Here is a 10,937-nt window from a genome sequence, read left to right as displayed (position 1 = left end):
GGGGGGGGGGGTCGTTGGCCGCGGCCCGGGGGGCCGCGGGGGGGTCGCGCGCGGCGGCCCCCCCGCGGCCGCCATGTCGCCGGCATCAAACCCCTCGGACGAGGAACTTGCGCCATTGCCGGAAGCCGATTTCCATTGCGCCGTCAGGTCTGGGCCGCGCCGCTCGCTGGTGCCGGGGTCGTCGGGAAACAGGTTTTCCAGCGACGTGTCGAGCTTGTCCGAGATCGCCTCGGCGCTCCACTGCGTCTCGTTTTCGAACCAGTCGCCGTCAGTGGTGGCTTGCGGCTCCGCCTCGATCTTCTGCGACTGGTCGCTGGCGGCATCGTCCTGCGGCTCGGCGCGCTCCAGCAGCGGGTTGCGCTCTATTTCCTCGTCGATGAAATGCTCGAGTTCGCCATGCGTGAACTGCAGCAGCCGAATCGACTGCATCAGCTGCGGCGTCATCACCAGCGACTGCGATTGTCGTAGCTGTAGTCTGGCCGCCAATGCCATGGTTCGGTTTCAAACGCCTCGTCTACGCATCCGGACTTCCGGAGAACAATTTTTGCAGCCGGTCATAGAAACTGGCCCGGCTTTTGCTTGTCAAGGCAATTGCTAGCAAAACCCGCTTACCGGAGCGTTATCGCGGAGCAAAATCGAGGAAAAAAGCCCCGCGAGCGCAAAAAAATCGTGTCAGGAAACAAATTTCACGCTCAGAGCAATTTCAGGAAAAGTGTGAAACGGTTTTCCGTCCGAAATTGCGTCGAGTGTCAGAGCGTAAAACCCTCGCCGAGGTAAAGCCGCCGCACATCGGGGTTTGCCACCACTTCGTCGGCTCGGCCATGGGTCAGCACTTGGCCGGCATGGATGATGTAGGCCCGGTCGATCAGGCCAAGCGTTTCGCGCACATTGTGGTCGGTGATGAGGACGCCGATGCCGCGCGCCGTCAGGTGGCGTACCAATTGCTGGATATCAGCGACGGCGATCGGATCGATGCCGGCAAAAGGCTCGTCGAGCAGCATGTAGGCCGGACGGGTCGCCAGTGCACGCGCGATTTCCAGGCGCCGCCGCTCGCCGCCGGAGAGCGACATGGACGGCGACTTGCGCAGATGGCTGATGTGGAATTCCTCGAGCAGCTCGTCGAGATTGCGCTCGCGCACCTTGCGGTCCTTTTCGACCACTTCCAGCACGGCACGGATATTCTGCTCGACATTGAGGCCACGGAAAATCGACGCTTCCTGCGGCAGGTAGCCGATGCCGAGGCGTGCGCGACGGTACATCGGCATCGAGGTGACGTCGAAGCCGTCGATCTCGATCGTGCCTTCATCCACCGGCACCAGGCCGGTGACCATGTAGAAACAGGTCGTCTTACCGGCGCCATTGGGGCCGAGCAGGCCGACGGCCTCGCCGGCACGCACGCCGATGGTGACGCCGCTGACGACCTTGCGGCCCTTGTAGCTCTTGGTCAAACCCTTGGCGATCAGGGTTCCCTTGAACTTTCCCGCATCGACGGTCACCGTGGCCGGCGCCGAAAGTTTGCCGGCGGCCCGTCCCGGAAGACGCGCCGTCAGCGACGACAGGCTGGTCATCAGGGGTTCGTCGCTCCCGATTTCGGCGGCGGCGTGATCGACATCTGGACGCGTTGCCCAGCGCATGGATCGACTTGGGCCAGCCCGGTTTTCATCTGCACGGTGAGCTTGCAGCCGACCAGGACATTGTCGTTTTGCGACAGAACGACCTTTTTGCCCGAAAGCACCAGAACCTGGCTCTTCATATCGAAGCTGCCTTGATCAGCGGTCGCGACCTGCGCATCCGACTTCACGTAAACCTTGTCGGAAATTTCCAGATGATCGATGTTGGCCGAGCCGGTCATAGCCGCCGCGCCAGCGGCTTCCGTGCCCTTGGCGCCGGCGTTGGGATCCTTGACGTAGTAGACCATCATCTTGCCGGCCTTCATCAATGTCGGCCCCTGGACGACGCTGACATTGCCGGTGAAGATGGCGACACTTTCGGCCTGGCGGACCTCCAGCTTGTCGCTTTCGATCTGTATCGGCTTGTCGCCGGACAGTTTGAGACCCGATTGGGTGGTGGACTGCGCCAATGACGGCACCAGTCCGAGCAGCAGCAACGCCGAAGTTGCAGCCGCGAGCCGCGTCGAACTACTGAGCCGCATTGGTTTCTCCGCTATTTCCCTCTGCCGCCTTCAAGGCGGCGGAATCGATATTGACGCGCACTTTGCTTTCGAAAACCATAACCTTGCCATTGTCCCGGACCGACATCGAATCCGATGTGATCCGCGACCCGCCACGGCTGACATCGACGGGATCTCCCGTCTTCATAGTGCCTTTGCCCATGTCGAGGAAGACAGATTTGAACTTGGCCTGCATGCCGTCGGTTGTGGTAATCGTCACGTCGCTGGTCAGGTTCATCGTATTGCCGTCACGATCGTAGGTGCCGTTCGAGGCCTTGATCGCAGCGACGTTGTCAGGCGCGATCGGCACCTTGGCATCGATGCCTTCCAGTTCGATGATGCCCTGCGTGCCGACATCCTGAATGGCGCGCAGGGCAGTCATCGAATAGGGCTGCTTCTGCTTGGTGAAACCGTTGAGCTTCGGATTGGCCATCACCAGCTTGCCATTGGAAAAGGCCGTGCCTTCCGCCTGGACCGTAACGGAGACGGGTGCGGCGAGATAGGAATAGACCGGGAAAGCGATGGCGATCAGTGCCGCGGCCACCGGCACGGCAAATTTGAGAACGCGCACGCGGCGCGAATGACGCTGCGCGCGGTCGAACGCATCGCTGCGCGTCCGGCCGTCCGCCGGGGGAGCCAACTCCGTCTCGGCGTTGGTCGGTTCAATCGGTCGCGCTAACATTCACTGCTTTCTTCTAAACCCCTGCCCGGAGCCCCGCCTATAGGTGGGACGCCGGCGCCTTCAAGCAAGCACAAGCCCACGAAAACTGCAAAAATGTGACAGCCGCAATTGTACAGATGAAAACGAGGTCTGCACAACTTGCACGTTCTGCATAGCAGAAACAGACACGCGGCGTAAAATTTATCAACTGTCGGTCTCGCGGCGATTGCACAAATACGTGAGCAGACCAGTGCCTGGAGAGAGGCGGGAAGCCCGCCTGGCCGGCCTGTTCGATTGTCGACGCCGATGGCTATCTCGCCCCTGTGAGCGGATTGTCTCGCCATGCGCAAAAGAGAATTGCTTCCAGATGCGAGGATCATGGTCTAAAAGCGTCTCTCCCCGCCGACTGAAAGGCTGACCATGGCACTGAGAGCCGACGACCTGATCGACCGCCGCCGGTTGCGACGCAAACTGACATTCTGGCGCGTTGCCGCCATCGGCATCGTAGCCCTTGGGGTGATTGCGCTTTCAGCCTGGTTCTATGGCGACGATTTCGGCGGCTCGGCGGTCGACCATATCGCCAAAGTCAAGATCGAAGGCACGATCACCGAGGACGAGGAGCTGATCAAGCGGCTGGAAACCATCCGCATGTCGCCGAGGGTAAAGGGCGTGATCCTGTCGATCGATTCGCCCGGCGGCACCACGGTCGGCGGTGAATCGATCTATGACGAGGTGCGCAAGCTGGCTGCCGACAAGCCTGTCGTGGCGGAAGTCGGCACGCTCGCCGCATCGGCGGGCTATATGATCGCCAGCGCCGCCGATCATATCGTTGCCCGCAAGACCTCGATCGTCGGTTCGATCGGCGTGCTGATCCAGTATCCCGACGTCAGCGGCCTGATGGACAAGCTCGGCGTCAAGCTCGAGGAAGTGAAATCCTCGCCGCTGAAAGCCGCGCCCTCTCCCTTCAAGCCGACCAATGACGACGAGCGCGCCATGGTCCGCAAGCTTATCCTCGACAGCTACGACTGGTTTGTCGGCATCGTTGCCGAGCGCCGCAAGATGACCCGCGAACAAGCGCTGGCGCTTGCCGACGGCTCGATCTTCACCGGTCGCCAGGGTGTCGCCAACGGACTGATCGACGCTGTCGGCGGCGAAACCGAAGCGGTCCACTGGCTGGCGACCAAGGGCGTCGATGCCAAACTCGAGGTCGTCGAATGGAAGGACACCGAACGGCGCGGCGGCTTCTTGTTCTCAAAAGCCATGGCGCAAACGATCGGCAGCGCGCTCGGCCTGCCTGCTTACACCGGCGACGTCATCCATGAACTCGGCGCCGACCGCTTGTTTCTTGACGGTCTCGTTTCCGTCTGGCACCCTTGAGATGCGTTTGGGGCAAGTGAAAAAAGCAAATAAAATCATCCTCATAATTTTGACCGCACTGCTTTCACGGGGATCCGTCTCATGATCAAGTCCGAACTTGTGCAGATTATTGCCACGCGCAATCCGCATCTTTTCCTGCGCGACGTCGAAAACATCGTCGGTGCGATCTTCGATGAAATCACCGACGCCCTTGCCGAAGGCAATCGGGTCGAACTGCGCGGCTTCGGCGCTTTTTCGGTGAAAAACCGTCCCGCCCGCACTGGCCGCAACCCGCGCACCGGCGAATCCGTCGAGGTCGAGGAGAAATGGGTGCCGTTCTTCAAGACCGGCAAGGAACTGCGTGAAAGGCTGAACGGCGGCAAGTAGGCGCGGGCGTCAGCGCCAGACGGCCTCTCTGAGAGGCCAGCTTCCGACGGAAAACATCATGTTCAATCGCTTCATGCTCATCGTGATCTTCGTGCCCCTGGCGATCATCCTGATCGCACTCGCCGTTGCCAATCGCGAACTGGTCGCCTTCACGCTGGATCCGTTCAACCCCGGCAATCCGAAGCTGACTCTGACTTTGCCGCTGTTCATCTTCCTGTTCCTGGCGCTCGCCATCGGCATGATCGTCGGCAGCCTGGCAACCTGGGTCAAGCAGGGCCGCTACCGCAAGCTGGCGCGCCAGCGCGGCGTCGAGGCCGAGAACCTGCGCCAGGCGGTGAGCCGCGCGCCGACGGCACCGCAGAGCCCCGTCCAAGGATCGGCCCAAGGGTCGGCCCAAGGGGTGGCATTGCCGAAGCCGACCACTTGAACCGCCCGTCGGCGGTTTTGTCTCCACGGAGTTTTTCATGCTGACCATTTCGGCCGCTGAGGTCGACCATGCGCTGACCTTCCCCGGATTGGTCGAGACGCTGCGCACAGCGTTTCACGATGGTGCGGTACAGCCGGTCAGGCACCATCATACGATCGAGCGGCCAGATGGCGCGGCCTCCACCCTGCTTTTGATGCCGGCCTGGACCGATCTCAATGCGGCCGGCACGTCGGCCGGTGGTCATGTCGGCGTCAAGATCGTTACCGTTTCGCCCGACAACAACGCCATCGGCAAGCCTGCGGTGATGGGGCTCTATCTCCTGCTCAATGGCGCCACCGGCGAACCCGAAGCCTTGATCGACGGCCAGCGGCTGACCCAGTGGCGCACCGCCTGCGCTTCGGCGCTCGCGGCCTCCTATCTCGCCCGCGACGATGCCTCGCGGCTGCTCGTGGTCGGTGCCGGCGCGCTGTCGCCGTTCCTCGCCAAGGCGCATAGCGCCGTACGGCCGATCAAGTCCATCCGCATCTGGAACCGCACCCCGGCCAATGCCGAGAAGGTCGCGGCCGATCTGCGTGCCGAAGGCTTCGCGGCCAGCGCCGCGAGTGATCTCGATGCCGAGCTTGGGAAAACCGACATCGTCTCCTCCGCAACGATCACGACGACGCCATTGATCAAGGGCGCATTGTTGCGGCCGGGAACCCATGTCGACCTGGTCGGCGGCTTTACGCCGACGATGCGCGAAAGCGATGACGACGCGATCAGGCTCGCCCGCGTTTATGTCGACACCCGTGCCGGCGCCACCAAGGAAGCCGGCGACATCGTCCAGCCGCTGGCCTCCGGCGTCCTGAAACCGGAAGCCATCGTCGCCGATCTGCACGAACTGGCGCGTGGCCAGAAGAAAGGCCGCGAAAGCGCCGGCGAGATCACTCTGTTCAAGTCGGTTGGCGCGGCGCTCGAGGACCTTGCCGCCGGCATTGCGGTCTATAACGCGCTCAAGTCCTAGTTCACCGGTACAGCCAGTTTGGCGCCCATCGCCTCGGCGATCAGCGAAAAATCGTGCGCGCCGATCGGGAAGAGGCCAAAGCGAAGCTGATAGCCCCAGTTCGACTTGCCGACGGTGAAGTCCAGCCCGTCGAGCAGCGGCTTGATCGAGGTTTCCTCGGCCTTCGCCCACTCGACGTCGCGACGGAACGGCGTGAAACCGCCGCCCATGTCACCCTGATAAGGTTCGCCTTCCCGCACGGTGCCTATTGCGGTGAAAGCCTGCAAGCCGTCCTTTTCGCCCAGATTGGTGGTCGGCGAATCATAGACGATGCCATCGCTGGGCTTGACGCGACGCAGCGGTGCCGCCTTGCCGTGGTTGACCTGCATGAAGCCGGCGGCGCGGCCGCGCCGGACATGTTCGGCGGAGGCCACTGCGATCCAGTACGCGCTCATTTTTGTTCCCCATTGGCCTGTTCCCCATCGGACAGCCAGTAGACGCGCAGGCGATGATTGTCGGGATCGAGCGCAACGAAGGTGCGGCCGAAATCCATGTCGGTCGGCGTCTGCAGGATTGTCAGCCCGCGCCCGGACCAGTCGGCATGGGTGGCATCGACCGCATCGGGCGTATCCAGCGCAAAGACTATCTCGGCGCCACCGCCTGCCGCGGCCGCAGCCGGCTCGACCGTATGGCGCGACCAGAGGCCGAGCTTGAAACCAGCATCCAGCACGAACAGCACGAAGGTCGGCGAACTTTCGACCGGCTCACGACCGAGCAGCGCACTGTAGAAGGCGCCGCTCTGCTGCGGTTGGTCGACATAGAGGATGACGAAATTCGGGGTGGTCATGTCTGCTCTCCAAGGTTCGGTGGTTCGACTTGGCGAACATAGGATGCGCTACTGTCAGTTTCTGGCAGTAGCCGTCACGAACCGCGCGGCTTGTCGAACGTCGCCCGCCATTCCTTCAGCAGCGTCTGGCGTCGGCGCGGGTAGCGCGCATCGGTGGCCTTGAGCTCGGCGATGCGATCGGCGCGAAAATGCCGGAAATCCTGCCGCATCTCGCACCACGCCACGACCACCCGCACCTTGTCGAAGAAGCCGAGCGCAAACGGCCAGACCACGCGTTCGGACGCGGCGCCGCCCGCGTCACGGTAGAGAAAGCCGAGCTTGCGCTCGTTGCGGATGGCCTGCCGCACGATACCGAGATCAATGCCCTCGGCGGCCGCGGCAGGAGGGCCGACCAGCAGTGTGCTCGCGTCGAGATCCTCGCGCAAATCGTCCGGCAGCACCGCGGCGATCTTGGCCAGCGCGTTGGCGGCGGCGGCCGAGAGACGCTGGTCCGGCTGCTTGGCGACCCAGCGCGAGCCGAGCACGATGGCTTCGATCTCCTCATCGCTGAACATCAGCGGCGGCAGCATGAAGCCGGGTTTGAGCACATAGCCCAGCCCCGCCTCACCCTCGATCGGCGCGCCCTGGCCCTGCAGCGTCGCGATGTCGCGGTAGAGCGTGCGGATCGAAATCCGGAGTTCATCGGCCAGAGCCTGCCCGCTCACCGGCCGGCGGTGCCGACGCAGCGTCTGGATCAGGTCGAGCAGGCGTTCGGAGCGGGACATCCAGCAGATTTGCCTGTTTCTTTGACATTGGTCCATCGCCGGCCGACATAAACCGGAAAGGCCGGCGTGTCGGACTTGGTTGCGAAGCCGGTTGCCCTATGTCAAAAGCGGCCACGCCGCTCGGAGTTGCCCCCGCTTGAAGTCTTTTCGCGACAAACGCCGCGACAACCGTCCGCATCCATCCGCCAAGGGTGCGGCGGACGTGTCACGTCCGCGTACCGGCCAGGTTCCTGCCAGACCGGACGCGCCACCGCGCGAGCGGCACGAGGCGAAGCCGGACAATCGTTCCGAGCCGGAATCGGCGCCGCGCGTCCTTGGCCGCCGCGAAGGCGCCCTGCCCACAGAACATCTTCCCGTGATCCTCGAAGTGGCGCCCAATGCCGATTATGCGCTGCTCGACAGCGGCGCCGGGCAGAAGCTCGAACAATACGGCCCTTACCGGATCGTGCGGCCCGAGGGCCAGGCGATCTGGCAAAAGGCCTTGCCGGCAAAAGACTGGGAGCGCGCCGACGCCGTCTTCACCGGTGACACCGACGAAGAAGGCATCGGCCGCTGGCGTTTCCCCAAGACGCCGCTCGGCGAGACCTGGCCGATGAAGCATGACGGCATCGACTATCTCGGCCGTTTCACCTCGTTTCGCCATGTCGGCGTCTTCCCCGAGCAGGCCTCCCACTGGGACCACATGGCCGGGCTGATCGCCGCGGCGAAGCGGCCGGTCAAGGTGCTGAACCTGTTTGGCTATACCGGCCTCGCCTCGCTGGTGGCGGCCCGCGCCGGCGCCGAGGTCACCCACGTCGATGCCTCGAAGAAGGCGATCGGCTGGGCCCGCGAGAACCAGGAGATGGCCGGCCTTGGCAGCAAGCCGATCCGCTGGATCGTCGACGATGCAGTGAAATTCGCCGAGCGCGAGGAGCGCCGTGGCAGCCGCTACGACATCATCCTGTTCGATCCGCCGGCCTATGGCCGCGGCCCCAAGGGCGAGGTCTGGCAATTGTTCGAGGACCTGCCTGATCTGACCGACCTTTGCCGTGCGATCCTGACCCCGAAACCGCTTGCCGTGGTGCTGACCGCCTATTCGATCCGCGCCTCCTTCTTCGCCATCCATGCCTTGATGCGCGATGCCTTTGCCGGCATGGGCGGCAACGTCGAATCGGGTGAGCTGATCATCCGCGAAAAGTCCGCCGGCCGGGCGCTTTCGACCTCGTTATTTTCGCGTTGGGTGGCCTGAATGAACGAACGGCATGCAGGCGCACCCGGGCAGGTGAAGGAAGTCACCAGCCTCGCCAATCAGCTGGTCAAGGACATCAAGGCGCTCGCGCAGAAGAAATTCCGCGACCAGCAGAACGCCTTCATGGCCGAGGGACTGAAGCTGGTCATCGATGCGCTCGATCTCGGCTGGCAGATCAGGACATTGGTTTTCGCCAAGGCCGGGCGTGGCAACGCGGCGGTGGAGAAGGTCGCCGCTCGCACGGTTGCCGCCGGCGGCATGGTGCTCGAAGTGTCGGAAAAGGTGCTGGTCGCCATCACCCGCCGCGACAATCCGCAAATGGTAGTCGGCGTCTTTTCGCAAAAATTCCTGGCGCTGAAGGATATCCGCGCCGACAATGGCGACGTCTGGGTGGCGCTCGACCGGGTGCGCGATCCAGGCAATCTCGGCACCGTCATCCGCACCGTAGATGCTGTCGGCGCCAAGGGCATCATCCTGGTCGGCGACACCACCGATCCTTTTTCCGTGGAGACGGTGCGCGCCACCATGGGTTCGATCTTTGCCGTGCCGGTGGCCAAAGCGACGACCGAGGCTTTCCTCGCCTGGCGAGGCGGCTTTTCAGGCCTCGTCGCCGGCACCCACCTGAAAGGCGCCGTCGACTACCGTTCGGTCGATTTTTCCCGCGGCCCCGTGCTGCTGATGATGGGCAACGAGCAGCAGGGGTTGCCCGAAAGCCTGGCTGCGAGTTGCGACAGGCTGCTCAGGATTCCGCAAGCGGGCCGCGCCGATTCGCTCAATCTGGCCGTTGCCACCGGCATCATGCTGTTCGAGATCCGGCGCGGCGCGCTGAAGCTCGAACCAATCATGGACCAGCAATGAAGGTTGCCCACCCGTGAGATCATGGTCTCCCTATGCATTGCTCGTCGTCGCGGCCATAGCGCTCGACCAGTGGATAAAACACCTGGTCGAGACCGGTCTCGCCTTTCAGGAAAAGCTCGACCTGGTGCCCTTCCTGGCGCTGTTTCGCACCTACAACACCGGCATCGCCTTCTCGATGTTCTCGTCCTTCGGCGACACCGGGCTGATCGTCATTTCGCTTGCGGTCGTTGCCTTCGTGCTGTTCCTGGCGACGCGGATCGCACCGTCCCAGATCCTCGCCCGCACCGGCTTTGCGCTGATCGTCGGCGGCGCGCTCGGCAATCTGATCGACCGCGCCGTCTACGGCCACGTCATCGATTACATCCTGTTCCACACGCCGGTCTGGTCCTTCGCCGTCTTCAATCTTGCCGACGCCTTCATCTCCGTGGGCGCGGCACTGGTCGTCTTAGACGAACTGTTCGGCTGGCGGCGCGAGCCCAGGTCTCCAAACGCCAAGCCTTCCAAAGATTGACCCCGTGCGGCCATCGCCGCACAGTCCATGTCGTCAAACAAGATCGCGGAGAAAGAGGAGAAAGAGATGTCCGAAACCTTCAAAGCCATCCTCATTTCGCGCGACGCCGAGAAAAAGCAGTCGGTAACCGTGACCGACCTCACCGAAGCCGACCTGATGGAAGGCGATGTCACCATCGCGGTCGAGGCGACGACGGTGAACTACAAGGATGGCCTGGCGATCACAGGCAAGGCGCCGGTGATCCGCCGCTGGCCGCTGGTGCCGGGCATCGATTTCGCCGGCACCGTCATCTCGTCTTCCCATCCCGACTGGCGCGCCGGAGACAAGGCCATCCTGAACGGCTGGGGCGTCGGTGAAACCCATTTCGGTGCTTATGCCGGCCGCGCCCGTGTCAAAGGCGACTGGCTGGTGCCGCTGCCGCACGGCATCAGCCCGCATGACGCCATGGCCGTCGGCACCGCCGGCTATACCGCCATGCTCTGCGTCATGGCGCTGGAGCGGCACGGCATCCTGCCCGATCGCGGGCCGGTGGTGGTGACGGGGGCGGCCGGCGGCGTCGGCTCGGTCGCGGTCTCGATCCTGTCCAGCCTCGGTTACCATGTCATTGCTTCCACCGGCCGCAATGCCGAAAGCCCCTATCTGATCAACCTTGGCGCCGCCGAAGTGATATCGCGCGACGAGCTGGCCCAACCGGCCAAGCCGCTGGCCAAGGAGCGCTGGGCCGGTGGCATCGATGCCGTCGGCCG

Annotated in this window: 14 protein-coding genes and 1 pseudogene; 8 read left to right on the top strand and 7 right to left on the bottom strand. The window is 63.3% G+C overall.

All coding sequences use genetic code 11. The features are described 5' to 3' along the window. From NKJ06_RS32310 to lptC, 4 genes and pseudogenes are all read right to left on the bottom strand, one after another. Positions 1-492 (bottom strand): annotated as a pseudogene (locus NKJ06_RS32310) (hypothetical protein); the annotation flags it as partial. Positions 493-749: 257 nt separating this feature from the next. After that, the gene (gene lptB / locus NKJ06_RS32305; RefSeq protein ID WP_352633163.1) at positions 750-1,568 is read right to left on the bottom strand and encodes an LPS export ABC transporter ATP-binding protein; all 819 of its coding nucleotides are present in this window, start codon (positions 1,566-1,568) and stop codon (positions 750-752) included. Next, the gene (locus tag NKJ06_RS32300) at positions 1,568-2,152 is read right to left on the bottom strand and encodes an LptA/OstA family protein (protein WP_352633164.1); all 585 of its coding nucleotides are present in this window, start codon (positions 2,150-2,152) and stop codon (positions 1,568-1,570) included. Before NKJ06_RS32300 ends, lptB begins: the two co-directional genes overlap by 1 nt. Beyond that, positions 2,139-2,852 (bottom strand): LPS export ABC transporter periplasmic protein LptC, encoded by a 714-nt coding sequence (lptC, locus tag NKJ06_RS32295; RefSeq protein ID WP_352633165.1) that lies wholly within the window; start codon positions 2,850-2,852, stop codon positions 2,139-2,141. Before lptC ends, NKJ06_RS32300 begins: the two co-directional genes overlap by 14 nt. A gap of 399 nt (positions 2,853-3,251) precedes the next feature. Between lptC and sppA the strand changes: the two genes are divergently transcribed. From sppA to lhpI, 4 genes are all read left to right on the top strand, one after another. Beyond that, positions 3,252-4,208, top strand: coding sequence for a signal peptide peptidase SppA (gene sppA, locus NKJ06_RS32290; RefSeq protein ID WP_352633166.1), 957 nt, complete (start codon positions 3,252-3,254; stop codon positions 4,206-4,208). An 81-nt stretch (positions 4,209-4,289) separates the two neighbouring features. Further along, on the top strand, positions 4,290-4,574 hold the full coding sequence (locus NKJ06_RS32285) for an integration host factor subunit beta (protein WP_006200394.1): 285 nt from the start codon (positions 4,290-4,292) through the stop codon (positions 4,572-4,574). Positions 4,575-4,632: 58 nt separating this feature from the next. Next, complete coding sequence (locus NKJ06_RS32280) at positions 4,633-5,001, top strand: DUF1049 domain-containing protein (protein ID WP_352633167.1); 369 nt, start codon at positions 4,633-4,635, stop codon at positions 4,999-5,001. Between the two features lie 37 nt (positions 5,002-5,038). Next, positions 5,039-6,004: a bifunctional Delta(1)-pyrroline-2-carboxylate/Delta(1)-piperideine-2-carboxylate reductase gene (gene lhpI / locus NKJ06_RS32275; protein WP_352633168.1), complete on the top strand. Its 966-nt coding sequence runs from the start codon at positions 5,039-5,041 to the stop codon at positions 6,002-6,004. Here lhpI and NKJ06_RS32270 read toward each other — a convergent pair. The 3 genes from NKJ06_RS32270 to NKJ06_RS32260 all read right to left on the bottom strand — a co-directional run bounded on the left by NKJ06_RS32270 (position 6,001) and on the right by NKJ06_RS32260 (position 7,594). After that, a complete protein-coding gene (locus tag NKJ06_RS32270) occupies positions 6,001-6,438 on the bottom strand; it encodes an EVE domain-containing protein (protein ID WP_352633169.1) in 438 nt (145 codons plus the stop codon). The two genes, lhpI and NKJ06_RS32270, sit on opposite strands and share 4 nt — an antisense overlap. Beyond that, a complete protein-coding gene (locus NKJ06_RS32265) occupies positions 6,435-6,830 on the bottom strand; it encodes a VOC family protein (RefSeq protein ID WP_352633170.1) in 396 nt (131 codons plus the stop codon). The genes NKJ06_RS32270 and NKJ06_RS32265 overlap by 4 nt, the downstream gene beginning before the upstream one ends. 74 nt (positions 6,831-6,904) lie before the next feature. Then, on the bottom strand, positions 6,905-7,594 hold the full coding sequence (locus NKJ06_RS32260) for a helix-turn-helix transcriptional regulator (RefSeq protein WP_352633171.1): 690 nt from the start codon (positions 7,592-7,594) through the stop codon (positions 6,905-6,907). Between the two features lie 136 nt (positions 7,595-7,730). Between NKJ06_RS32260 and NKJ06_RS32255 the strand changes: the two genes are divergently transcribed. The 4 genes from NKJ06_RS32255 to NKJ06_RS32240 form a co-directional block, all read left to right on the top strand. Further along, positions 7,731-8,822 (top strand): RsmD family RNA methyltransferase, encoded by a 1,092-nt coding sequence (locus NKJ06_RS32255; protein WP_352633172.1) that lies wholly within the window; start codon positions 7,731-7,733, stop codon positions 8,820-8,822. Continuing rightward, positions 8,823-9,680, top strand: coding sequence for a TrmH family RNA methyltransferase (locus tag NKJ06_RS32250; RefSeq protein WP_352633173.1), 858 nt, complete (start codon positions 8,823-8,825; stop codon positions 9,678-9,680). A 13-nt stretch (positions 9,681-9,693) separates the two neighbouring features. Further along, complete coding sequence (gene lspA / locus NKJ06_RS32245) at positions 9,694-10,191, top strand: signal peptidase II (RefSeq protein ID WP_352633174.1); 498 nt, start codon at positions 9,694-9,696, stop codon at positions 10,189-10,191. 66 nt (positions 10,192-10,257) lie between these two features. Then, positions 10,258-10,937, top strand: a 680-nt coding sequence (locus NKJ06_RS32240; protein ID WP_352812021.1) for an acrylyl-CoA reductase family protein, incomplete at its 3' end; no start/stop codon positions are given.

This window comes from Mesorhizobium sp. M0293 (genome assembly GCF_040321735.1).
Taxonomy (GTDB): domain Bacteria; phylum Pseudomonadota; class Alphaproteobacteria; order Rhizobiales; family Rhizobiaceae; genus Mesorhizobium.
Note: the sequence above shows the minus strand (reverse complement) of the source record. Positions and strands in the feature narration are given on the sequence as shown.